Genomic DNA, 25,565 nt, shown 5'->3' with positions numbered 1-25,565 from the left:
TTAGGAGGAAAAATAAGATGGAAAATGTGAAAAAGTGGTTTTCAAAATATCCTGATTCAGTACCAAATGAAGTGGATTTACCTCTTATGTCTGTCCCTGAAATGCTTCAGAAAACGGTTAAATCTTATGGTAATCATGAAGCAATCTCCTTTTATGGTAAAACCTTTACTTATAATGAACTAGCGAAAATGGTTTTTGCTTTTACATCCTCCTTACAACAGTCAAATGTTCAAAAAGGTGATAGAGTGGCAATTATGCTGCCGAACTGTCCTCAATATGTTGTGTCTTATTATGGTGCTTTATCAGCTGGAGCAATTGTGACACAAATCAATCCAATGTTAGTTGAAAGAGAGTTAGAATATATCCTTAACGATTCTGGTACAGAAACAATTATTGTTTTGGATGCTCTTTATCCTAAGGTTAAGTCAGTTCAACTTAAAACAAATTTAAAAAATATCATCACAGTAAGTCTTCAACCAACTGAAACAACTCAAGCGGAAGATTATACATTTGAGAATTTCCTTGCAAAACAAAATGGTCAAGTTTTACCTATTGATATTGATCCAGAACATGATGTAGCTGTTCTTCAGTACACAGGTGGAACAACAGGACGCTCAAAGGGAGCCATGCTTACACATCGTAATATTGTTGCTAATGCCATTCAATCAGGTGAATTCTTTAAAGATGAAATACAATTAGGAAAAGAAAAATGTTTAACTGTCATTCCGCTTTTTCATGTTTTTGGCATGTCGAGCTGTATGAATTTAACTATTCTTTGTGGAAATTCAATGATTATGCTACCAAGATTTGATCTTGAAGAAGTTTTACAGACGATTAAACGTGAACAACCTTCAATTTTTCCTGGTGTTCCAACCATGTATGTAGCGATAACAAACCATCCAAATGCAGAAGCTTATAATATTAATTCAATTCGTATCTGTAATAGTGGAAGTGCACCTATGCCTGTAGAGCTTCTAAACGAGTTTGAACGTAAAACAGGAGCGAAAATTCTAGAGGGTTATGGACTATCAGAAGCATCTCCAGTCACACATTGTAATCCAGTATTTGCTAATAGAAAACCAGGAACTGTTGGCTTAGGACTTCCTTCCACAGCTTATAAAATTGTCGATATTGCTACAGGTACGATGGAGGTACCAGTGGGGGAACTTGGAGAAATCATAGTAAATGGACCACAGGTTATGAAGGGCTATTGGAATATGCCAGAGGAAACGGCAGTTACATTACGAGATGGTTGGTTGTTTACAGGAGATATTGCTCGAATGGATGAAGAAGGCTATGTATCCATTGTAGATAGGAAAAAAGATTTGATTATTGCAAGCGGTTACAATATCTATCCTCGTGACATTGAAGAGGTTTTATATGAACACCCATATGTTCAAGAAGCTGTGGTTATCGGTGTTCCTGATCAATATAGAGGTGAAACAGTTAAGGCATTTATTGTCATAAAATCAGGAAAAACAATCACAGCAGAAGAAATGATTGCCTATTGCCGTACAAATCTAGCGTCTTATAAAGTGCCGACAGTAGTTGAATTTAGAAACGAATTACCTAAAACAAATGTAGGGAAAATATTACGACGAGCTTTAAGAGAAGAAACATTAAAAGGTAGCTAAACTTTGTAACACTAAATATTCACCTACTAGAATTAGGGTAAGAAGACAGAGGGTGGAATACATTTTCAAAGCTATTTCCTTTTATCACTATGGTATAATCTGATAAAAGCAGAATAGATTGAGAGGAAAAAGAAAATGAAAGAGAAGATTAGAGAGCTTAGCATACAATTGTTTGCAACGAGAGGCTTTAAGGAAACATCTATCCAAGACATTGTGGATGCTCTCAATGTAACAAAAGGGACATTTTATTATTATTTTACATCTAAGGAACAATTGTTGATGGAAATTCATCTAAAGTATATTGATGAGTTATTAACAAAGCAGGAAGAAATTATTAAAGATAATGAACTTAGTAGTAAGGAAAAACTGTATAAAATCGTTTATCTGCTTCTGCATGATATCGAAAAAGAAGGCTTAAGTGCAAAAGTATTTTTTAGAGAAATGAGAAATCTGAATGAACAGCATTTGGCTCAAATTGTGCCAAAACGTGATCAGTTTCGTTTAAATATACAGGCTGTTCTTGATGAAGGAATCACTAAGCAAGAAGTTAGAGAAGATTTACCAACAGATATTGTGACATTTAGTATTCTTGGAATGACAAATTGGAGTTACTTTTGGTTTGATCCGAATGGGCGCGTGACAGATCGGGAAGTTTCAGATGTTTTTATAAAAGTTTTATTAGAGGGTTTAGCAAAATAATACGACTAAGAGTCAAATTTTTAAAGAATGAAAATTCGACTCTTAGTAACTTAATAGGCTAATTAAAATAGAAGTAAAATCATTTCTTGCTATAACCTTATCTTAGGAATATGACAAATTCGATAATTTCATTTAACGTTTGATGTTTGAGCAAAAAAGAAAAAAATTTACGGTAAACATACTGACTGGTTAGTTAAAAAATGGAGGGATTTAAATGGAAATTACTAAAATTTGTGTTGTTGGTGCTGGACAAATGGGTCATCAAATTGCAATGTTATCCGCATTAGCAGGTTTTAATACAATTCTACAAGATGTGAATGAATCGGCCCTAGAAAAAGCAAAATGTAATCTGCAAGAAATCATGGACAAATGGGTGACTAAAGGGAAAATAACTGAAGAGTTTAAAGAGTCGTCCTTTGCACTTCTAACTTTTTCAACAGACATAAAAAGAGCTGCAAATGATGCTGATTTTATAATTGAAGCGATTGTTGAGAAGGTAGAGGCTAAGCAAGAGCTTTTTAAATTACTTGAAGAATACGCAAAGCCTGATACAATTTTTGCTTCTAATAGTTCAACAATTGTAAATTCACTACTTGCAAAAGTGACGAATCGCCCTGAAAAAGTTATAAATATGCATTTTTTCTTTCCTCCACTAGTTATGGATTGTGTAGAGGTAGTAAAAAGTGAGCAAACATCAGAACACACTGCTCAAATTACAATGGATATAAGTAAGAAATTGAATCGTACAGCAGTTTTGCTTCATAAGGAAATATCAGGATTTATTGCAAACCGTATTCTTGGTGCTCTACAACGTGAAGCTGTTTATCTTTATGAAAATGGATATGCTGATTTTAAGGATATTGATCTTATCTGTAAAAAGGCTCTTCATCATCCGATTGGACCTTTTGAATTAATGGATTTATCAGGAATTGATGTGGGGTATTTTGTGATGCAACAGCGCTATGCAGAAACAGGAGATATAGCGGATAAACCTTTCAGATGTATTGAAGAAAAGGTAGAGCAGGGACATTTAGGTCGAAAAACAGGTAAGGGTTGGTATGAATATAAGAAATATGAGGTGAAGAACTAATGAGTGAAATTGTAAAGGTTGAAAGAAAAAATGCGATCGCTATCATCACGATTGAAAATCCTCCATTAAATGTAATGAACCATAAAGTTGTGCAAAAACTAGATGCTGTTTTTACTGAGCTAGAAGCAGATCAATCAGTTGTATCGATTATCTTAACTGGAGCAGGAGACAAAGCCTTTATGGCTGGAGCTGATATAAAGGAATTCCCTCTACTAATTGGTAAAAAGGGAATTAGAGAAAATTTCATGGAAAATCATCGAATCTTCAATAAAATTGATTTTTGTGAAAAACCAACAATTGCTGTTTTAAATGGTCTTACTTTAGGAGGTGGGTGTGAACTTGCCTTAACATGTGATCTTCGAATTGCTGAGGAGCATGTCTTTATTGGATTACCCGAAATAAAACTTGGTCTTTTTCCAGGTGGTGGTGGAACACAAAGATTACCAAGAGCAATAGGTGAAGCTAGAGCTAAAGAAATGATGTATACTGGCGAACCTATTGATGCGATAAAAGCAGAGAAAATAGGTCTAGTGAATGAGGTAGTAACAAAAGGTGAAGGACTTAAAAAAGCAATTGAATTAGCTACTAAGTTAAGTCAATTCTCTATCCCGGTGTTATCAAAGATAAAGAAAGCTGTAGATAATGGACTAGACACAAGTTTATGTGAAGGGATAGAAAGAGAGGCAGAACTTTTTGAAGAAGTGTTTCAAACAGATGACATTAAAGAAGGAGTAGGTGCTTTTATAGAGAAGCGCAAACCTGTTTTTACTCACAAATAAGGAGCGAGTTAATCATGAAACATGAAACGACTGTAAAGGTTCGATTTTGTGAAACAGATGGACTTGGACATGTAAACAATACAAGTTATTTTATTTATCTCGAAGAAGCAAGGGTAAATTTCTTTGAAGAAATTGGTTATTCAATGAATACAGATGATTGGCGGTTTATATTAGCATCTACCAAATGTGATTTCATAGGTCAGGCCTATTTTAATCAAAAATTATCGATTACTACTGAAGTAAGTAAAATTGGAACTAAAAGCTTTCATCTTTCACACTCAATTGTAGATAAAGAGACAGGTAACCTTGTTGCAAGAGGTGAAGCAATTATTGTGTATTACAATTTTGATCTTCAAAAAAGTATAGCATTACCTTTTGAATTAAGAGAAGTTTTAGAAAAACAAGATACTTTTATATAAAAAAGGAGCGATAACAACAATGAGTGATATCATTACCGTTCGTTCTGGTGAAGAACTCAATATAGAGTTAGTTCATGCATTTCTATTAAAAAACTTACCTACTATTCCTTTGAGTCAACCTTTAACAATTAGTCAGTTTGCTACTGGTGCTTCCAACTTAACGTATGAATTGAAAATTGGAGAATGGGAGGCTGTATTAAGAAAACCACCTCTAGGTCCTCTAGCACCAAAAGCGCATGATATGAAACGTGAATACATGATTTTAAAAGCTTTGCATCCAATGTTTCCAATTGCCCCTAAGCCTTATTTATATAGTGAAGATAATACTGTCGTAGGTAGCCCGTTTTTTATCATGGAAAGAAAACATGGATTATTAATAGATACAGAGTTTCCTAATCATGTGAAAGAGTCGAAGGAGCTCGGCAAACAATTAAGTGAACAAATGGTTGATACTCTTGTGAAACTTCATGAAGTTAACTTTAAAGGAACGGTTCTTGAAGAGTTAAGTAATCCAGATGGGTTCATGGAACGACAGGTTTACGGATGGATAAAGCGTTATCAACGATCAAAAACAGAAGAAGTGACAGGAATTAATGAACTCACTAAATGGTTAGTAGATAAAATACCTACAACCGAATATTCAACAGTTATTCATTATGACTTTAAATTTAATAATGCTTTATTTAGAGACGATTTGAAAGAATTAACAGGACTTTTTGATTGGGAAATGACAACAATTGGTGATCCGTTGGCTGATGTAGGAGCTGCTTTAAGTTATTGGTGTCAAGATGATGATCCAGATTTATTAAAAAAAGGATTAGGTAAACCACCGATTACAGTTAAAGAAGGCTTTTATACAAGAAAACAATTTATTGAAAGCTATGCAAAGAAAAGTGGGCGTAATGTTGATCAAATTCATTACTATTTAACATTTGCTTATTTTAAATTAGCCGTTATTTGCCAACAAATTTATTATCGTTATCATAACGGTCAAACTTCAGACGCCCGTTTTAAATATTTTAATTTGTATGTGAAAGCACTTATTCAGCATGCTTTATCTATTAGTCAACAACCAAATCAATTGAGATAATTTACTACCTTAAAGAGGTGTTATATGACAAAATTTCATGTGATTATGAAAAAAGAAGACATCGATTTGGATAAGATGAATGGATGCATAGCAGTTGTGTTTGATGTATTGCTTGCATCATCAACTATCACTTGCGCATTAGTTGAAGGTGCGGAAGCTGTTATCCCAGTTCTTGGTGAAAAAGAAGCGAGGGAATTTATAGATGTTAATGGGTTGGAAAAATATATTATTGCTGGAGAGTATGAGGGTAGAACAATAGATGGCTTCTGTGATCCAGTGCCAACTTCACTTATAAAAAAGGTAAAAGGAAAGCAATTAATTTTATCTAGTACAAACGGGACAGTGGCAATTAATAAATGTTTAGCTGCACATAAAATATATATTTGTTCTTTATTAAATGGAAAAGCGATAGCAAATGCTTTGGTTAAATGGCATAAAGACGCTACGATTTTAATGATTTGTTCAGGTTCGTCAAACCAATTTGCTTTGGAAGACTTTTATGGTGCGGGACACCTTATTCATCATTTAGAAAAAAGCATAGTGCTCGATCTCACTGACTCTGCAAAAGCTGCTCAGGCTTTATATCACAGTAGGAAAGAAGATGCAGAAGAAATTCTCTTATCTTCAAAAGTAGGAGAAATGCTTAAGGAATTTGGATTTAGTGAGGAAGTACGATATGTAAGCAAAAGGGATTGCTACGATATTACTCCTTATTTTGATGGAGAAAAAATAATCGCTATGGAGGGATGATTATGAAAGGAAGTACGTTTCGTGTAAGAGGTGGTAGTTTTTTATATGAGGAAAACACATCACAACATTTCTTTACTCCCGAGGATTTAACTGATGAGCATAAAATGATTCAAAAGACAGCAGCTCAATTTATTAAAAAAGAAGTAGAACCGTATAGAGAAGAAATTGAAAACCAAGAGTTTACTAAAGTTGTAGAATTATTACAAAAAGCTGGAGATCTTGGACTTTTAGCACATAGTGTGCCAGAGCAATATGGTGGTCTTGGTCTTGATAAAATTAGCAAAGGTCTTGTTGGTGAAATGGTCGGTCGAGCAGGGAGCTATGGTGTAGCACATTCTAATCATACCTGTATAGCTACATTACCAATCACATATTTCGGAACACTACAGCAAAAGAAAAAGTATTTACCTAAATTAGCTAATGGTGAGTTTATTGGTGCTTATTGCTTAACAGAGCCAAATGCAGGTTCAGATGCTTTAGCCGCACAAACAACTGCAAAATTAAACGTTGAAGGTACTCATTATGTATTAAATGGCACAAAAATCTATATTACAAATGCTGCTTTTTCAGATACATTCATTGTTTATGCAAAAATAAATGGTGTTAAGTTCACAGCTTTTATTGTTGAGAAGCACTTTCCAGGGTTTTCATTAGGTCCAGAAGAGAAAAAGATGGGTATAAAAGGTTCTTCAACAAGATCTGTTATTTTAGATGATTGTCTAGTCCCTAAGGAAAATCTATTAGGTGAGGTTGGTAAGGGACATGTTATTGCTTTAAATGTACTGAATTTAGGAAGATTTAACTTAGGATCAGCATGTGTTGGAGGAGCTAAATATGCATTAGAGCTTGCAATAGGTTATACAAAACAACGCTATCAATTTGGAAAACCTATTTCAGAATTTAATGCAACAAAGGAAAAGATTGCTTTAATGGCTGCGAGAATTTTCGCTTCTGAGTCGATACAATACCGAACAGCTGGCTTGTTAGAGTATGAATTAGGTAATCTCAATCATTCAGAGGACTTTACAGATATTGCTGAAAAGCTGATGGAATATGCAACAGAATGTGCAATCTGTAAAGTTTATGGATCTGAGACTTTAGATCAAGTTAGTGATGAGTCTCTTCAGCTTCATGGGGGAGCAGGCTTTATTAAAGATTACAAAATTGAACAAGTTTACCGTGATTCAAGAATTAATCGGATTTTTGAAGGAACAAATGAAATTAACCGTTTATTATTGCCAACCCATTTATTTAAAAAAGTAGTAAAAGGTGAAATAGCTCTTGAAAGCATTGTTGATACATCTCTGAAAAACCTTTCTAAATGTCATCCTACCTATGAAGGTGAATTTTCAATTGAAAAAGAAGCAATAGCTGCGATACGTAATGTATTTCTAGTATGCATAGGAACTGTTTATAAAGAGTACAACAAACAGCTATTTGAACAGCAGGAAACATTAATGAAATTATCTAATATTGCAATTGAGTTATTTGCAGCTGAATCTTCACTAGCAAGAGCATTAAAGAATGATCATCCTCTAACAAATTTATTAGCAAAAATAAATGTAGAAAAAGCTGTACTTCAAACAGAATTTCTAGCAAGACAACTTATTAATGAAGCGATTACAACAGAAGCAAGATTACCACTAGTTAAGCTGATTTCTAATCATCTCCAAACACTTGATTTAGTAATAACTAGCAAAGAAAAACGTGAAATAGCAGATGCTCAGATAGAAGCTGAACAATATATTTCTTCTTGAGGTGATTTCTAGTATGAGATTCAACAATAAACTGGCAGTTATAACTGGAGCTGGAAGCGGAATTGGGGAAGCAACTGCTATTTTAGTTGGACGAACAAAAGAAAAGCTGTAAAAAGTAGCATGTTCGATTAATGAAGAGAATGCTCAATATCACCTGGTTTTGTTGAAACTCCTTTAACAGAAAAAGGGTTGGAAAATGATCAATTTGTTAAAGCAATCGAGCGAAATACTGCACTAAAACGAGTAGGACACCCAGAGGAAATTGCTAATGTAATTACTTTTGTGGCATCAGATGAAGCCTCATATATGACTGGTACAGATATATTAGTTGATGGAGGTTGGTTAATAAAGTGATAGAGATATGAAAAATTTAAAGGAGAAATGATAATGAATGATCTACTAATAGAAAAGGAAGGGTCTGTTTTGACATTATGTCTAAATCGACCAGAAAGTTTGAACGCTTTTAGTGCTGAGATGATCATGGGTTTAACAAAAGCTTTTAAAGAAGCTCAGCATGATGTGAATACACGTGTCGTTGTGTTGAAAGGGGCTGGTCGATCATTTTCAGCTGGTGGTGATGTAAAAACAATGGGAGATGTATCATCAGCAGCTGTTTATGAACATATAGGGTATTTAAATGAATGTATTAAAGCAATAAAAGAATTAGAGAAACCAGTTGTCGCTGCAGTTCATGGTTTTGCCGCTGGTGCTGCATTCAATTTAGCACTAGCATGTGACCTTATCCTTGCGACAGATGAAAGCAAATTTGTGATGAGCTTTGCACAGGTTGGCCTTATTTCAGATGGAGGAGGCTTATACTTCCTTTCTAATATCATCGGTCCTTATAGAGCTAAGGAACTTTTTTTTACAGCAAAACCAATAACTGCTACTGAAGCGAAAGAATATGGCATTGTAAATGAAGTAATTTCGCCTGATATATTTGACAATAAAGTGAAAGATTATGCAAGTCAGCTTGCACAAGAACCAGTAAAAGCGTTAGGTATGATGAAGAAAATAATCAATTCACAGGGCTCACTTGAGGAGATACTCGAAGCAGAAAGAATGACCCAAACTTTTATGGTTAATACAGAAGATTATCAAGAAGGAGTAAAAGCGTTTAAAGAAAAACGTAAACCTAATTTTAAAGGAAACTAATTGATAAGGAGTGGAAATAAGATGAAGGCGATACAATTTACTAAATACGGTGGACCAGAAGTTTTACAATATATTGATCTAGAGATGCCAGAACCAAGAAATTTTGAGGTACTCCTTAAAATTGAAGCAATAGGTGTTAACTATGCTGATACAGCTAGACGGGAGGGACAGTATGTTGTTGATACACCGTTACCTTATGTACCAGGTTCAGAAGTAGCCGGAACCATCACAAAGGTGGGTAGTGAAGTGAAAGGTGTACATGTAGGAGATCGAGTTGTTACATTGTTAGGCTCAAAGAGAGCATCAGGATATGCTGAATATACAGTAGCCGACTCGAGAGCACTTATCCCCATTCCTGAAAGTGTGGATATGAATGCTGCTGTTGCCCTTCCTTTACAAGGTCTAAGCGCTTATCATATTATAAAAACAATGGGCAGATTGGAAAAAGGTGAAACAGTCCTAGTTCATGCAGCAGCAGGTGGAGTAGGTACAATAGCTGTTCAGCTTGCAAAGCTTTTTGGAGCTGGAAAAGTGATTGCTACAGCAAGTACAGAAGAAAAATTAACATTAGCAAAAGAAATGGGGGCTGATGTTTGTATTAATTATACAGAAGAAGGATGGGAAAAGTCAGTATTTGAGGCAACAAAAGGGTTAGGTGTAGATGTTGCACTAGAAATGGCAGGAGGAGATATTTTCCGAAAAACATTAGACTGCTTAGCTCCTTTTGGTCGTTTGGTCATTTATGGTGTAGCAAGCGGGGAACAAGCACGCTTATATCCATCTGGATTAATGGCAGAAAATAAGTCTGTTATCGGATTTTTCTTACCAGGAATAATGAAAAAACAAGAGTTATATCGTAATAGCTTAAGAAAATTACTATCATTTGTAGATGAAGGTAAATTGCAATTAACGATCGGAGGGGTATTTCCACTGAAAAATGCAGCTGAAGTACATCGTTTATTACAAGATCGGAAAACAAAAGGGAAGTTAATTCTAGTACCATAATAGCTATAAAGTCGGTAGATTCCGACTTTATAACTATTATTCTCCCTTTAAAAATACTAATTGAAAGATAAATATCTTCTTGTTCTAAAGGCATTCTTCCTAGAGAAAAAATAAACCCCTTTTTTACTAGTTCCGTGAGCTTCCTCATAAAAGCTGTGGGTGTGTGTGGTCTCTTCTAGACAGGATTTTATATGTAAGGGTATCTTATATTCATCCCCCAATCTATCAAATATGCCTTTACAATAACAAAAGTTCAATTAATCATTCGATGAAATCGTTTGAATATATATTGACAAATTAAGATAACTTCGTACACTAAAAGTAGTGAAAGTTTAGATAAAAAAAGGATTTTTATAAAAATGATAGAATTATATAACTATAGATGAAATATTTTAATACATATAATATGATTATTTGTTCGTTATATATTACTTTAACGTTTTTTACGTTAATGTTTCTTGGTAAAAGGGGGGGAAGCCATGGATCAACAATCAGCACAAAGAGAATCTTCCTTACAAAAAGTTGAAATATACGCTATTGTCTCTTCAAGTGGGCGCTTCCAGTACATATCTTCAAATTCAATTGAATTAATAGGATATAACAATGACGAAATAATTGGAAAGTATATGAAAGAGTTTATCCATATTGAAGATTTGTTTTTAATTGAAAGTTACTTTCATAACGAGCATCATCTTTATCCTTGTTCATTTCGCTTTCTTTGTAATAATGGAAAGTATATTTGGTTTGAAGCGAGTGTTGATTTTATTAGAAGTACCTTAAAAAAGCAAGGAAAAGAAGTTATTCTTAAAATGAAGGCAATAAATACTCATGTTGCCTCAAATCATAATAGTATAGCAACTAAGGAACAGGATGTAATATTTGGTACAAATGATATTGACGGCAATACATTAATTGAGGATTTACCAAGTCCATTAATTTTGTCTCGACATGGCAAAGTTTGTTATGTAAATAAAGCTTTTCAAGAATTACTAGGAGCAACCTCTAAGAAACAATTCATAGGAAACTACATTTTTGATTTTATTGAAAGCAGCTTTCATGATATTGTAAAAAATCGGATCGAGCGATTGCATAATGGTGAGCAAGTAGGAATTATCGAGCAATTATGGAACAGACTTGATGGTTCAACCGTTAACGTCGAAGTGATTGCTTGTTTAACAAAACATGATGGGAAAGATGCAGAATTAATTGTTTTAACAGATATCTCATCTAAACGAAACTTCCAAAAAATCCTACAAAAAAGTAGAGAGAGATACCAACGTTTGATTGATAATTCGATTGATATGATTGCTGTTATCCATAAAGATAGCTGGGTATTTGTAAATGAAGCGGGAATTAAGTTATTCGAGGCAGCAGACTATCAGGAAATGTTGGGAAGAAATATTTATAGAGATTTACATCCAAATGACCATCAAACAATGGAAGTAGCCCTTTCATGTATACTTGAACGTAAATCTGAGGTGCATATTTCTAATCAATCTTGGTTGGTAGGGAGCCAAAAAACCATTTTTACCGAAATGGTTTGTATACCTACAACATATTTTGGTGAGCAAGCTGTTCAAGTCATTTTAAGAGATATTTCTGATAGAAAAAAAACAGAAGAGTTAATGTTGCGTTCAGAAAAACTTTCAATAGCTGGTCAACTTGCTGCAGGTATTGCCCATGAAATACGAAACCCACTTACAGCTATAAAAGGATTTTTACAAATAATGAAGCCTGATATGGACCATCATAACCAATATTATCAAATCATTTTTTCAGAATTAAATCGAATTGAGTTAATTTTGAGTGAGTTGTTAATGCTTGCCAAACCACAAGAAACATATTTTAAAAGAACAAACATTGTCACTCTTCTTCAAGAGGTAGCAATGCTTTTAGAAACACAGGCAAATATGAATAGTGTATTTATAGATCAACAACATACCGAGCTTTTATTATCAGTACACAGTGATGAAAATCAATTAAAACAGGTTTTTATCAATTTGTTTAAAAATGCCATTGATGCTATGAGCAATGGTGGTAAATTATCTGTACATACAAAAAAGGAAAGAAATAAAGCAATCATAGCAGTGACAGATGAAGGTGAGGGAATCCCATCAGATCTAATCAATCGTATTGGGGAGCCATTTTTAACAACAAAGGAAAAAGGAAATGGATTAGGTTTAATGATCACCTATAAGATAATTGAAGATCATAAAGGTAATATTTTGGTTGATAGTGAACTTGGAAAAGGTACAACGTTCATTGTTGAATTACCATGTGAATAAAGTGAAAAAATTAATCTAAACAAAAAACAACGGATCTAAGAGGTAGAGTCGTTGTTTTTTGTTTATGGCGTTTTTATAAAATACATTTTTATTTAAAAACGTGAAAATAGTAGTTTCAGTTGCAAGAAGAGATATCATTACATTGACTTTAGATACTGTTCAATACGGTCCATTGCTGTTACTAGTTTTTCCATTGAATAAGCATATGATAAACGTACATATCCTTCTCCATAGGTGGAGAAAGCACTACCAGGTACTAATGCTACTCCAGCTTCTTGTACAAGTGAAAGAGCAAAATCGAATGATGATTTATTAAATTTACTAATACTAGGAAATAAATAAAATGCTCCATCAGGCTTTACAACTTCAAAGCCCATATCAATTAACCTTTTATAAACATAATCTAATCTTTCTTTATAAGCATCCTTCATTTCTAAAGCATCATCTATTCCTACAGTAAGTGCTTCAAGTGCAGCTTTTTGTGAAATTGAGGTAGCACAAGAAACGTTATATTGGTGAACCTTTAAGATATGCTTAGCCACTGTTTTAGGAGCGAATAAAAGACCGATTCTCCATCCAGTCATACTATGAGATTTAGAAAGTCCATTTATTACTACTGTTTGATTACGAAGGAAGCTTGCAATTGAGTGATGTGTTTTAGTATAAACTAGCTCACTATATATTTCATCTGATAAAATAAATAAATTTTTATCTCTAACAAGTTCTGCAATGTCTTCTAGTTCGGCTACGTCTAATGTTACACCCGTAGGATTAGAAGGGTAGGGAAGTACTATACATCTAGTGTTTTCGTTAAGATGTGGTTCAATTAACTCGGCTGTTAATTTAAAATCATTTTTTGTTGTATCGACATAGATTGGGATCCCACCAGCTAGTTTAATTAAAGGTTCATACCCTGGATAAACGGGGCTAGGAAGTATGACTTCGCTACCTTCTTCTAGTAGAGTTCTAAATGTGCAGTCGATTGCTTGGCTTGCACCGACGGTTACGATTACTTCATCTTCAGGTGAGTATGTAAGATTATATTTTTTCTCTACATATTGGCTCGCTGCCTTCCTAAGTTCAATAAACCCAGCATTATGAGTATATGTAGTGAAGTCATTCTTGATTGATTGTGTGCCTGCTTCTTTCACATGCTCTGGTGTTGCAAAATCTGGCTGTCCAATCGTTAAAGAAATGACATCATCATAATCTGCAACCAAATTAAAGAATTTTCTAATTCCAGATAATTCTATGTTTTTTACTTTAGAATTTACTAAGTGTTCCATTTCTATAAGTAACCTCCTATTTTAGCTTAGAGTTCTTGACCTTTGAGACGTTTCAAAAATAGTTTTAAAAGTGAACGAATGTATAGGTGTTATTTTACCATTTTTCCTTAACATGTCATCACTTTTTCTTTTAAAAGAGTTGAAAGACAAGTTTCATAATGTAACAAAAACAAATCGAATAATGGATACTAAAAAGAGTTTATTTGAAAAATAGTAAGGGTATAGTATTGTTAGTAGAAATGTTTGTAAAGAGAGTAGTGAAACAATTGATTCAAACAGTGGCCATTAAAAATAATGGGGATATAATTTATGATTTATCTATGGAAAAATTAAAAGAGGAAGATATTAAATGGTATTGGGTTGATTTCCAAGAACCAACAGAAAATGAAGTAATGCTATTGTCAAGTTTTTTTCATTTTCACCCTTTAGCCATTGAGGATTGTCTTGAATTTGTTCAACGACCGAAGCTGGATTTTTATGACAAATACTTTTTTGTTGTTATCCACTCCATAAATCAAGACACTCTTGAAGCTGACGAAGTTGATATATTTGTTTCAGATCGATTTATTGTCACTTTTCATAAAAAACCTGTTAGAGACCTTAAAAATATATTACAGCGAGTGGGAAAAGAGTCCTTACTTCAAGATAACCCATTACAAATTATGTATCAGGTTATGGATAAAATAGTAGATGAGTATTTTCCACCAGTTTATAAATTAGAAGATCTCGTTAATCAGGTTGAAGACAATACGAGTGACCAGACGATTAGTGAACTAATGGAACAAGTCTTTGATATACGTTCAGAATTAAACAAATTAAGAAGAACGATTGTACCAATGCGAGACTTATTATACAGAATCATCTCATCTTCTAGACTCAACTCGATAAAAGAGAAACATATTTATTTTCAAGATATATATGATCATTTACTTAAGTTGGTTGAAATGATTGATGCAAATCGAGAATTATCTTCAGATATTAGAGATAGTTATCTGTCAATTAGCTCTGATCGAATGAATCGGGTAATGATGACATTAACCGTCATGTCTTCAATCTTTCTCCCTTTAACCTTTATTGCTGGTGTATATGGAATGAATTTTCAATATATGCCTGAATTAGCCGGGGAATATAGCTATTTTATTGTCCTTGGTTTAATGGGACTAATAAGCCTTGGAATGATATATTTCTTCTTTAAAATGGGATGGTTTCGTTTTCACAAAGGAACAAAGTTATGAGTACCGACTTAAATACAATAGACCTAACGTATTTTATAATCAGTATTCCATCATCCTTACATTTTGAGGTGAATAAAAATGTCAGATCATACATTTTTAACAGATAGAGAACGTGAAATAATTATAAAACTTGAAACAGAAATGTTATTTGCATTGACAATTGCTCAAATTCATTTTTACAAAAATGAAATTCAAACAATTATAAAACATGCTAAGCGAAGAAATCTTATTTCTGAAGAACCAATATTTACTTAAGGATCTTTTCTGAAAGATTGTTTTATGTAACCAAAATTTGTAGTGAAAACAGTGTTTTTTCACTATAAAGGTACTATTTTATGGAGAAAAGATGCCACTAGACTTAATACAGTGCAGATTGCTTCGGGTATTGAAAAGCAACAATGTTTACGAAACAGCCTAATTAAAAATATATATAATCCATATTAATGCTTTACCAAGGAAGTAATAAAAGGACACTAAAGTGTTCTTTTATCACAATCATGGTAAAGCTTGTTTTTCATTTTAAGCTTTGAATTACCTTGATAAGTCTTAATTATTTTTAAATGATTATTTAGTTCTTGGATGAGTTTTTTCTGCTGCTTTGTTAGTAGGTGAAAGTTCTTTAGCAATTTCAGGATCTGTTATAGACTTAGCTGATTGTAAACCAGATTTTGTTTTTCGATTGCGTTTAGTCATACGATAAAACCTCCATGTAAGAGTTTTTTATGCAATCATATTATTGACCTTTATAAATGCTTTTATATCTGAAAATGTTACCAAAAATGTCTGATGAAATTGTAATTAGTTAATATGTAATTTTTAAACAGGATAGAATTGTTAAAGGTTTTTATCTCGTTTTATACCTAACTACTTCTGATTTTTGTTAACAAAGAAGATTGCTTATTGATGAACGAAATATACTACCAAAATGAACAAATAATAACGATGTTTTCGTAAACTTTTTTGTTTTACTAATCCTGATGAAAACAAATCTTTATAATTATCCTTGTATGTGATAAAACACTTAATAAATATTTCAATTAGCAATAATCTAATTTTTCAGAAAAGACACTATATTAAAAACAACAAAAACCTGAGATTTCTCTAGGTTCTTGTTGTTTTTTAGGTTATCTACAACGAAATGAACGAATTTGTTCTAAATCAATTCCAAAGTATTCCCAACGATACTGACGACGGCGCCAGCGGTATCCAGCAACTGAGTTTCTTCCTACAAACGTTGGATAAAACCAAAAACTACGTCCATTGTTTAAACGAATGTAAGTGAAACTATAAAGACAACCACGAATTCCACCAGGATCAACGGCAAAAGTTTCAAACTGACTTTGAGCAGGTGGAATTTCACTTGGTGGAGGTCCTTGTGGAGGACCTTGACCAACACCTTGATTAAAGCCACCTTGCCCAGGAAATTGACCTACTCCAGGGTTAAAACCGCCTGGATTAAATCCTTGACCTGGAAATCCATTGAAACCAGTACCGTATTCTAAAGGTCCAAAAGGTTGTTGTGGAAAACTTGTGCTACCTTGTGTGCTAAATGGTTGGGAACCGGGAAATTGAACTGAGAACTGACGATCATATGGATACATGTTTATTTCTCTCCCCTCATTAACTTTCATGTATACAATATGCAAATCTAATGTATAGGTGAATGTCCTCAAAGTTTTGTTGATGTTAAAATGAGCGCAAAAAAAGAGCCCTTTGGCTCCGTATGTAAGAAACTATAGAATTTATTCTAAATTTATTTAATGTCTATCTCGCACGTCAGCGCTCAGGGAACAATTAATTTTTTATTCTTATTTATAAGCTACACAGGAGAAGATGTGTTAGTGCGAATAAAGAATATGTGGTTTTTTAGTTGTTTTGTGTTTTTTGAATATATGTTTTAAATTGTTCTCTTAAGTGTTTTAATCTAAATTTATACCGGTTTCATAACAATTAACGGCACTCATTATTAAGAGTAGTTTTATAGCTTATATAGCAACTTCCATTTATTTCTTTGCATTGTGCTTTGACATCTGCAGTTATTTTACTTATCTCTTCAATTGAATGAAACTTATTCAACTGATTTGTTACAACAGCAATTGAGAGTGAGACAAGGGGAACATTACTATATATACCATTTCTAGACTTAGTGTAGACATATTTATTGATCCAATCGCTCTCATTATAGTATTGTTTTAAGCGTATTTCAAATTCTGTTATGATTAATTGACAAGTTTGTTGGTAATGATAATGGGGTAAAATGGCAACAAAATCATCCCCTCCTATATGACCTACAAAAGAGTTGTCATAGTCGTTAAGTAGAATGTTCTTACTTAACAAGTTAGAAACTTCTTTTAACAGAAAGTCTCCCTTTTTAAAACCATATGTATCATTGTATTCTTTGAAGTGATCTAAATCGATATATAGCACGGAAAAAGGTTTTTCATCATTTGTGAGATATTCTGCAATTTTTTCCTCAATTAGAACATTGCCAGGTAATCCTGATAAAGGATTTGTATACATCGCTTGATTCACCTGTTCTTCGGCAAGTTTGATGAGAAGGTTTTTAATGCTAACAATTCCTTGTAATTTACTTTCTTTTGTTACAACTACATAATCATAAAGGTTTTTTTGATTTCTATTCATTGCTTTAGAACTTACTTTTGTAATTGGCTCAAAATGATCAACTAATAAAGGGTGTGAGTCCATCACTAGTTCTATGGGCCTACCCATAAATAAATCGAAGCCATACTTACCAGATATTTTTTTGTAAAATTGAGCTTTCATGACTAAACCTAGAGGCTTGTTATCACAAGCTACAACAATACCTTCAAGACTAGGTTGCTCTTCAAAAATTAAGTCTACTTCAGAACTTTTAGTGTTCAAGGAGACAACTGGAACCTTTTCTGATATATTACCTATGCTCAACATCATTCACGACTCCTACAGAGGCTTTAGATTTACTCCTATTTTACTATATAGTTTTCTGTTATTTTGTTAAGAAACTGTAAATTTGAAGAAATACGTTAAAATCAAGGTTTTTTGGTATAGGAAATACATAGTGCAAGAGCGTCTTAACACCCAGCTCTTTTATAAAGATCACTAGTTGATTTCCTTATAATAATTTTCGCTCCTATTTTTTATAATAGAATGAATATTCCATTGAGTTTTTACAATTTATTGGTTTGCACCAATCAATAAAGAATTGGTATTCTATATTTATCATTAAGAAATATGTAAAAGCTCAATGTATCTTCACATTGTTTATTTAATCAAAATAAAAATATTAGAAGGTAGGCTTATTCTGCAGTATATAATGCCTCTAACAAATTTTACGATAAAGTTTATCAGAGCTATTTTAAAAATGAAGAATATGTGGAGGTAATCTTGTTATCCATTATTAAACCACTCATTGTAAATATCACAATATTATTTTCTTTTACTTTTAATGCAAATTTATTTTTACCTTTTCAAAGAAATGTTCACTTATCCATAAAACAGAAGGCCATTTACGGTCTTATTAGTGCATTTGGAGCAACACTTTGCATGGCATATCCGATTGAAACTTTAGGGGAAACAAACTTTGATTTAAGAATGGTTGCGATAATAGTTGTAACACTGTATGCAGGGTGGTTGCCTGGTTTATTCACAGTAATTGTCGTCTCAGCAATTAGGATAATAATAGGTGGGGCATTTTTGCATATCGGGGTAATTGTTTCTATTATTGCCTTTGCTATTGCTCTCCTTTTTAGGAAAAGGTTTCAATTATCAAATGACAAAATTCTAATTGCTTCTTTTATCTCTTTTACCTATTTTATCATTTACTTTTCGATCATTTATTTTAGTGTGACTTTTCTTGAACTAACATTTTATATTGTCTATTTTATCGCTTTTTATATTACGTATATTGCAACAATATATATAATAGAAGCACTAACAAAATTCAATAAACAATTTGATGAAATGGTTTATATGGATAAACTAACAACCACAGGTCAAATGGCTGCTTCCATTGCACATGAAATTCGTAATCCAATTACAACGGTTAGGGGATTTATTCAATTTATTCAACAAGATACTACAGATGAAAAGTTGAAGGAGTTTTCACCTCTCATTTTAGATGAACTTGACCGAACAAATATGATTATTACAAATTATCTAAAATTAGCTAAGCCAGAAAAATTTGAACTAACTTCTGTAGATATAGATAAACTCTTATCGGATTCAATTGATTTGTTAAGACCACTTGGTACTTTTTCGAATGTAACACTTAATTATGAAGGTAGAGAGAATTGTTATGTGAAAGGCGATGCTCAGCATATTAAGCAATCATTGATTAATATAATAAAAAATGCAATTGAATCAATTCATGGAAATGGAATTGTCAAAGCAAATCTTTATGTTGATAAACAAAGGAAAATTGCCAAAATCATTATTAAGGACACTGGTAAAGGAATGACTCAAGAGGAGTTAAAACAGATAGGGTTGCCTTTTTATACAACAAAAACAAAAGGTACGGGACTGGGAAGTATGATAACTAATCGATTAATTAGGGAAATAGGCGGTACGATTGAATATGAAAGTGAATTAGGAAAAGGTACGACAGTAACTGTTACACTACAAATAGAATGAGAGTGGCTGAAAGCGAGTACAGTTCAGAAATTTTTTTCTGAACTACTTTCGCTATCAGCCTTTTTAATGCTTAGGCTAAGTTAAATCATCATGTTGATTATAGTCTGGCACGTTATTGTTTTAGTTGTTCTACATTATTTGTATCTAGATCAACCATATACCATTGTTCACTGTTTTCTTTTGAATTGTTAATTGAATACACATGGATAATGTATTTGCCATTTTCTAGATGGTCGTATTGAACAATTAGATCATTATTATTTTTAATACCTAGTTTCTCTTTTACGAGTTTTTCTGCTTCTGTTGGATGTAAGGGGTCATTGTTATTTAAATTACCTTCTTCTCTTGCTTCAACTAACATTTCATCATTGCTATTAGCATGATCATTACCTGTTTGAAGTAATCCTTCTCCAGATGTATTTCCACCTTCTCCTTGATCAACATTATTACATGCTGTTAAGCTAAAAAAAAGCACAATGATTAATAAATATTTCATTTTCCACCTCACTAGTTATGAATTAATGGACAGTTTAGATAATTATATCTAGGAATATTGTGTGATGATAAGGATTTTTTATACAGAAGTAGCTAGTGCAACAATTGTTATAGAAGTTAGGTGATGAAGATAGAGATAGAAAAAAAGCGTGCCAACAACATTTGCTTATAAGTAATCATAATTTATTTAGATTACTTAAGACAGTGATTGAAGTGGCAGACGCTTTCTGATTTATACTATTTGTAGTGTAGCGTATGGAAAAAGAAATTCATCAAAAATAAGAATGCTATAAAATAAAGTGGCATTTTGACATCTTGCTTCCTATTTAAAATGATTTTTAGTACAGGATACATGATAAAACCAAAAGCCATCCCATCAACAATACTATAAGTTAGTGGAATTAATGCAATAATTAAGAACGCTGGAAAGCTTTCACTAAAATCTTCTAGATCTATATGCTGTATGTTCTGGATCATTAAACTACCTATTAGTATAAGTATTGGAGCAATTGCACTATCTGGTATCACTTTAATAAATGGTAAAAATAATAATGAAGTTAAAAAAAGTGTGCCAGTTGTTATAGATGTTAAACCAGTTCGACCTCCTGCTGTCATACCTGCAGCAGATTCAACAGTACTTACAGTAGGACTGGACCCTAAAATACCAGATGTAATGGTAGACATTGCATTTGCTTGCAATGATCGTTTGTATGTCGTAGGTCGATTTATCATATGAACTTGACCAAACACTAAGCCTATGTTTTCAAAAACAATTACCATTGTTAATGAAAAGGTAGCTGTCCAAAATGTTAAATCTATGAAACGATCAAAAGACATTGCTCCTATTACATCAAAGTAAGAACGAAAAGCTTCAGTTGTATTTGTTGTTTTTTCAAACGAAAGATCATCAAATATCGCGGCTAGGAAAGTCCCTATAATAATGCTTATTAAAAAGTTTCCTGGAATTTTTTTTGCAAATAAAGAAACTGTAATAAGTAATGTGACTACTGTTAATAGAACACTTGAATCACTAAAGTCACCTAAAGATACATATGTTTCCTCACTTAATACGACGATTCCACCTTTTTGTAGACCAATAAAGGTAAGGAAAAAACCAATACCAACTGTTATTGCTTCCTTTAACGAATGTGGAATTGACTCTGAAATAATTGTTGCGAGCTTTGTGAATGCAATTATTGTAAATAATATTCCTGAAACAAAGACAACTGCTAAGCCTTCTTGCCATGATAATCCCATTCCAAGGACAATCGTGTAAGTAAACAAGGCATTTACACCCATCCCTGGAACAAGAATGATGGGTGTATTACCCCAAATACCCATAATAAAGCAACCTGCTATTGATGTTAAAACCGTAGCAATAATTCCAGCTTCTAATGGGATTCCAGCATCTGATAATATTGATGCGTTTACAACAACAATATACACAATGGTGAAAAATGAAACGATTCCTGCAAGAACTTCCTTTTTAAACGTTGTATTATTATTTTTTAATTGAAAAATTTTATCCAAAATAAACCTTCCTCAAGTATAACCCTCAACCCGTCCCGTATAATCACAATAAACGATTTACAAAAGGATTATAACAAGAGAGTAACAATAATGCATTACATTTATTTCATTCACAGCAAATAACAATTGAGTTGAATTAAAAAAGATGCCTGTTTTCTCAAAAATATTTTTTTAGTTCAAGTAAGTTTAAAGTAGAAGGGAAAACTCCCATACTCGAAGCCAAGTAGGCTACACCATTCACTCTTTGGAATCCAAGGATAATGTGCAAATGAACCTCCCCAAAAGCTTTGTTGTATAAAAAAAACAGTACTGTACTGTATATAAAAGCTAATGACATTTTTTCTTATAGAAATTGTTATCTTTTATTCGAGAAAAAAATTCTAATCAGATAATGAAATAAATTAGCACAGTTTTTCAGAGAAGTCTTTTGAAAAGAGTTTTAAAATACAGCAAATTGTGACAGTCAAGTAGAACAATCATAAGTCTTTTTTATAGTGAATCATGTATTACTCTTCGAATGAAAGTAGACTTTGCCAAAAGTTTTATGATTAGACAACCATTACTTTACATATATATGTGAAGAGCTTTTACAGAAAGGTTGTGAATTTTTATGGCACGTAAAATATGGGGCGTCGATTCAGCAAATCCCGTTGATAAAGAATTTTTTGAGTGTGTAAAAAAAAAATATGGTGTGCCTAAATATTGGGGCAGATACCTGACTGAAATACCAAATGTATCAAGAGGACTAACAAAATCTGAAATTGGATTTTTGAGAAGCAAGGATATAAAGATATTGCCAATTTATAATGTTATTAGGGAAGCAATAGGATATGAGGAAGCACAATTAGCTGCAAGAAATGCAGTGTTCCATGCGAGAAGACTTGGAATACCGACAAATACTATTATTTTTGCAAATGTAGAGAAATTTTTTAATGTAGATTCTTCGTGGATTAGAGGGTGGGTTGAGACATTTATACCATCAGGATATAAAGCGGGTTTTTATAATGATTCTGTAGAAGGAGATTTTGCTGAAGCCTATTGTGAAGCAGTAAAAGAAAATAGTGAAGTAGCTGTTCAGACTATACTGTGGAGTGCTGCCCCAGAGTTAGGAGCAACTTCTGAAAGAAAAGCACCAAAATTTAAACCAGCATCACCAGATTGTAAAGCAAATGTCTGGTTATGGCAATACGGACGTGATGCAAAACATTGTCCTATTGACACAAACTTAGCTGATGAAAGAGTTCTAAATTATTTATATTAAGCTTGGTATAAACTCCAAGCTTTTTAAATTAAGCTATATTAAAGCTTAGTGTTGATATTTATCAATTTGTTGATTGGATAAGAGACATGAAACTCTTATGGGATAAACGTGTCTAATGTTGACCCCAAAGGCGTTCAGCTTACGAGAATTCTTCACGACCTAGTAGGAAAAACGAACTGCATTTTTTCTCGCGAAAGTGAATACCAGTAACGGAAATTAACAAAAACGCTTAACATTGCCTTAAATTAATTTAGGACAAGTTCTTTGTTATTTGCTGTATTCGTAAACGTTGTTGCATTTTAATACTTGATGGAAACAGCACTATATAAAATCTAGTGACACCTTTTCTTTTAGAATTGTATCTTTTATGCGATGAAAACACTGTTTCTAACAAAGAATTAGGTCAATTAACAACAATCTTTCAGAAAAGAGCCTTGTTATTTAAAGGCTCTGTTAAACTTTGTTGTTGAATTTCGTTACAGGCTTTCGCTTTCCGCGGGAAAAAATGCAGTTCGTTTTTTTCTAGGGAAGAATAATGAAAAATCTCAATTATCGGCTCCTTTAAAGATCAATTCTTCCTAGGTCCGGGAGCCCCTCCTCGGCGTCAAGCGCCTGTGGGGTCTCCCTTTAACACGCTTCTCTGAGCAGGAGTCTCATATATTCACCTCCAATCAACAAAGTGCTAAAAATCAACATTAAGCTTTAACATAGCCTATTTAAGAAGGTAAATAATCAAATGCAATTTCTAATCGTCTTATCATCTAATAATCCCCAAGGAGCTTGCTTTACTAATAAATTTATCAATATAAAATATTTACTTTACATTACTCTAACAATAGCCGATATAATGTGTACAGTGATGTACAAATGGAAGGATGAATATTATGGATCAACAAAAGGGTATTTTGCTAGAAAGTGGAACAAATGAGCTTGAAATTGTGGAATTTTGTGTTGGAAATAATAAATTTGGAATTAATGTTATTAAGGTGAAGGAGATTATACAACCTTTACAAGTTACAAAGATTCCACATTCTCATCCTAATATAAAAGGTATTATTGATATTAGAGGAGAAATTTTACCTGTAGTTGATGTTGCTAAAGTTTTAGGATTTGGACCTAGTGAAAATCCACGAGATGAAAAATATATTGTAACTGAATTTAATAAGACGAAGGTTGTTTTTCATGTTCATTCAGTATCTCAAATTCACCGTATATCTTGGGAGAAAATAGAAAAACCTTCTGGTATGTATCAAGGTTTTGAGAGTCAGATTACTGGTGTTGTTAAAATTCAAGACGAAATGGTTTTAATGCTTGATTTTGAGAAAATTGTTTTAGATATAAATCCAGATTCAGGAATAAATGTGGAGCAAGTTAAGAAACTAGGTAAAAGAGAGCGTTCTAGAAAAAAACTAGTGGTTGCAGAGGATTCACCTTTGTTGAGAAAACTATTACAAGAGACTTTATCTGAAGCTGGTTTTGAAGATGTTGATTTCTTTGAAAATGGTAAGGATGCATTATCATATTTACAATCAATTACTGAATCAGGTAAAGCCATTGAAGATGTGGTGCAACTAGTCATTACTGACGTTGAAATGCCTCAGATGGATGGACATCATTTAACAAAGAGGATCAAAGAAGATCAATCATTAGGTATACTTCCTGTTGTCATTTTCTCATCACTTATAACAAATGATTTACGTCATAAAGGTCAAATGGTAGGTGCTAGTGCGCAGATCAGTAAACCTGAAATAAGTGAATTAGTTCAAAAGGTTGATGAATTTATTTTATAATATATTACGATGGTTGCTTGGACATAATTGGACTGGCAACCTTTTTTGGGTTTCTTAAAGAAAACAACCATATTGAAATAATTTTATGCATAGAATTTCTAGGAGGGTAAGATGGATCTTATCGTAAATGCAAGAAATTTTGCAAGAAAAGCACATAATGGACAAGTTCGTAAAATAAGCTCTGAGCCATATTTTTCACATGTTGAATACGTAGCAAAAACTCTTGAAGATGCTGGTTTTTCAAATATTGTTGTAGCAGCAGGCTATCTACATGATGTTATTGAGGACACAGAAGTCACAGTAGATGAACTGAAAAGATTATTTGGTAAAGAAGTTCTCCAATTTGTTTTAGACAACACAGAGGATAAGGATTTAATTTGGGAAAAGAGAAAACAAGAAACAATAGATAAAACTAGAATGTTAAGTATAGAATCAAAAGCTCTAATTGCTGCTGATAAACTCGATAATAGTAAAGATTTACTGCTATATTCTCAAGCATATGGTGGTAAGCTTTGGACATATTTTAATAGAGGTTATGAAAAGCAATTATGGTATTATAAAGAATTAGTTCATTCGATTTTCTATGGTGTTCCTAAGCATCAAGTTCCAGCATATTTTTATACTCTTAAACAAAACGTTGATGAATTATTTGGACCATACTAGAAATAAAAAAAGG

Annotated in this window: 23 protein-coding genes and 1 pseudogene; 18 read left to right on the top strand and 6 right to left on the bottom strand. The window is 32.8% G+C overall.

The window, feature by feature from the left end:
- The first annotated feature begins 17 nt into the window (after positions 1–17).
- The 12 genes and pseudogenes from LC076_RS03125 to LC076_RS03070 all read left to right on the top strand — a co-directional run bounded on the left by LC076_RS03125 (position 18) and on the right by LC076_RS03070 (position 12,663).
- Positions 18–1,634 carry a long-chain-fatty-acid--CoA ligase gene (locus tag LC076_RS03125; RefSeq protein ID WP_226666077.1) on the top strand — a complete coding sequence of 539 codons (1,617 nt, stop codon included), beginning with the start codon at positions 18–20 and terminating at the stop codon, positions 1,632–1,634.
- A 135-nt stretch (positions 1,635–1,769) separates the two neighbouring features.
- Positions 1,770–2,333: a TetR/AcrR family transcriptional regulator gene (locus LC076_RS03120; RefSeq protein WP_226666076.1), complete on the top strand. Its 564-nt coding sequence runs from the start codon at positions 1,770–1,772 to the stop codon at positions 2,331–2,333.
- 214 nt (positions 2,334–2,547) lie between these two features.
- Complete coding sequence (locus tag LC076_RS03115; protein ID WP_226666075.1) at positions 2,548–3,423, top strand: 3-hydroxyacyl-CoA dehydrogenase family protein; 876 nt, start codon at positions 2,548–2,550, stop codon at positions 3,421–3,423.
- A complete protein-coding gene (locus LC076_RS03110) occupies positions 3,423–4,202 on the top strand; it encodes an enoyl-CoA hydratase (protein ID WP_226666074.1) in 780 nt (259 codons plus the stop codon). The genes LC076_RS03115 and LC076_RS03110 overlap by 1 nt, the downstream gene beginning before the upstream one ends.
- Before the next feature lie 14 nt (positions 4,203–4,216).
- Positions 4,217–4,621, top strand: a complete 405-nt coding sequence (locus tag LC076_RS03105; protein WP_226666073.1) for an acyl-CoA thioesterase — start codon at positions 4,217–4,219, stop codon at positions 4,619–4,621.
- 19 nt (positions 4,622–4,640) lie between these two features.
- On the top strand, positions 4,641–5,711 hold the full coding sequence (locus tag LC076_RS03100; RefSeq protein WP_226666072.1) for a phosphotransferase family protein: 1,071 nt from the start codon (positions 4,641–4,643) through the stop codon (positions 5,709–5,711).
- A 24-nt stretch (positions 5,712–5,735) separates the two neighbouring features.
- Positions 5,736–6,461 (top strand): 2-phosphosulfolactate phosphatase, encoded by a 726-nt coding sequence (locus tag LC076_RS03095; RefSeq protein WP_226666071.1) that lies wholly within the window; start codon positions 5,736–5,738, stop codon positions 6,459–6,461.
- Between the two features lie 2 nt (positions 6,462–6,463).
- Positions 6,464–8,218: an acyl-CoA dehydrogenase family protein gene (locus tag LC076_RS03090; RefSeq protein ID WP_319005471.1), complete on the top strand. Its 1,755-nt coding sequence runs from the start codon at positions 6,464–6,466 to the stop codon at positions 8,216–8,218.
- Positions 8,219–8,362: 144 nt separating this feature from the next.
- Positions 8,363–8,572 (top strand): annotated as a pseudogene (locus LC076_RS03085) (SDR family NAD(P)-dependent oxidoreductase); the annotation flags it as partial.
- Between the two features lie 33 nt (positions 8,573–8,605).
- Positions 8,606–9,373: an enoyl-CoA hydratase/isomerase family protein gene (locus LC076_RS03080; protein WP_226666069.1), complete on the top strand. Its 768-nt coding sequence runs from the start codon at positions 8,606–8,608 to the stop codon at positions 9,371–9,373.
- A gap of 21 nt (positions 9,374–9,394) precedes the next feature.
- Positions 9,395–10,378, top strand: coding sequence for a quinone oxidoreductase family protein (locus tag LC076_RS03075; RefSeq protein ID WP_226666068.1), 984 nt, complete (start codon positions 9,395–9,397; stop codon positions 10,376–10,378).
- A 479-nt stretch (positions 10,379–10,857) separates the two neighbouring features.
- Positions 10,858–12,663: a PAS domain S-box protein gene (locus LC076_RS03070; protein WP_226666067.1), complete on the top strand. Its 1,806-nt coding sequence runs from the start codon at positions 10,858–10,860 to the stop codon at positions 12,661–12,663.
- 137 nt (positions 12,664–12,800) lie between these two features.
- Here LC076_RS03070 and LC076_RS03065 read toward each other — a convergent pair whose 3' ends face one another.
- A complete protein-coding gene (locus tag LC076_RS03065; RefSeq protein ID WP_226666066.1) occupies positions 12,801–13,949 on the bottom strand; it encodes an aminotransferase A in 1,149 nt (382 codons plus the stop codon).
- Between the two features lie 239 nt (positions 13,950–14,188).
- Here LC076_RS03065 and corA point away from each other — a divergent pair, with 239 nt between their 5' ends.
- Together corA and LC076_RS03055 are read left to right on the top strand one after the other, a co-directional pair.
- Positions 14,189–15,184, top strand: coding sequence for a magnesium/cobalt transporter CorA (gene corA / locus LC076_RS03060; RefSeq protein WP_226666177.1), 996 nt, complete (start codon positions 14,189–14,191; stop codon positions 15,182–15,184).
- Between the two features lie 78 nt (positions 15,185–15,262).
- A complete protein-coding gene (locus tag LC076_RS03055) occupies positions 15,263–15,439 on the top strand; it encodes a hypothetical protein (RefSeq protein ID WP_226666063.1) in 177 nt (58 codons plus the stop codon).
- Positions 15,440–15,748: 309 nt separating this feature from the next.
- Here LC076_RS03055 and LC076_RS24075 read toward each other — a convergent pair whose 3' ends face one another.
- From LC076_RS24075 to LC076_RS03045, 3 genes are all read right to left on the bottom strand, one after another.
- Entirely contained in the window at positions 15,749–15,877 is a 129-nt protein-coding gene (locus LC076_RS24075) for a hypothetical protein (protein WP_264191386.1), read from the bottom strand.
- 431 nt (positions 15,878–16,308) lie between these two features.
- Positions 16,309–16,785, bottom strand: a complete 477-nt coding sequence (locus tag LC076_RS03050; RefSeq protein WP_226666061.1) for a hypothetical protein — start codon at positions 16,783–16,785, stop codon at positions 16,309–16,311.
- A 349-nt stretch (positions 16,786–17,134) separates the two neighbouring features.
- Positions 17,135–18,112, bottom strand: a complete 978-nt coding sequence (locus tag LC076_RS03045; protein WP_226666060.1) for a GGDEF domain-containing protein — start codon at positions 18,110–18,112, stop codon at positions 17,135–17,137.
- A 456-nt stretch (positions 18,113–18,568) separates the two neighbouring features.
- On the opposite strand from LC076_RS03045, the gene LC076_RS03040 reads away from it, so the two are divergent.
- Positions 18,569–19,813, top strand: coding sequence for an ATP-binding protein (locus LC076_RS03040; RefSeq protein WP_264191385.1), 1,245 nt, complete (start codon positions 18,569–18,571; stop codon positions 19,811–19,813).
- Positions 19,814–19,925: 112 nt separating this feature from the next.
- Here the strand turns inward: LC076_RS03040 and LC076_RS03035 are convergent, their stop codons facing one another.
- Entirely contained in the window at positions 19,926–20,309 is a 384-nt protein-coding gene (locus tag LC076_RS03035) for a hypothetical protein (RefSeq protein WP_226666058.1), read from the bottom strand.
- Positions 20,310–20,545: 236 nt separating this feature from the next.
- Positions 20,546–21,841 (bottom strand): NCS2 family permease, encoded by a 1,296-nt coding sequence (locus LC076_RS03030; protein WP_226666175.1) that lies wholly within the window; start codon positions 21,839–21,841, stop codon positions 20,546–20,548.
- A 607-nt stretch (positions 21,842–22,448) separates the two neighbouring features.
- Here LC076_RS03030 and LC076_RS03025 point away from each other — a divergent pair.
- From LC076_RS03025 to LC076_RS03015, 3 genes are all read left to right on the top strand, one after another.
- Positions 22,449–23,099 carry a glycoside hydrolase domain-containing protein gene (locus LC076_RS03025; RefSeq protein WP_226666056.1) on the top strand — a complete coding sequence of 217 codons (651 nt, stop codon included), beginning with the start codon at positions 22,449–22,451 and terminating at the stop codon, positions 23,097–23,099.
- Between the two features lie 884 nt (positions 23,100–23,983).
- Positions 23,984–24,889, top strand: a complete 906-nt coding sequence (locus tag LC076_RS03020; RefSeq protein ID WP_226666055.1) for a chemotaxis protein — start codon at positions 23,984–23,986, stop codon at positions 24,887–24,889.
- Between the two features lie 111 nt (positions 24,890–25,000).
- The gene (locus LC076_RS03015; RefSeq protein WP_226666053.1) at positions 25,001–25,552 is read left to right on the top strand and encodes an HD domain-containing protein; all 552 of its coding nucleotides are present in this window, start codon (positions 25,001–25,003) and stop codon (positions 25,550–25,552) included.
- Positions 25,553–25,565: the final 13 nt, after the last annotated feature.

This window comes from Metabacillus litoralis (assembly GCF_020524045.1).
Classification (GTDB): domain Bacteria; phylum Bacillota; class Bacilli; order Bacillales; family Bacillaceae; genus Metabacillus; species Metabacillus litoralis_C.
This window is presented reverse-complemented; position numbering and strand designations above follow the sequence as displayed.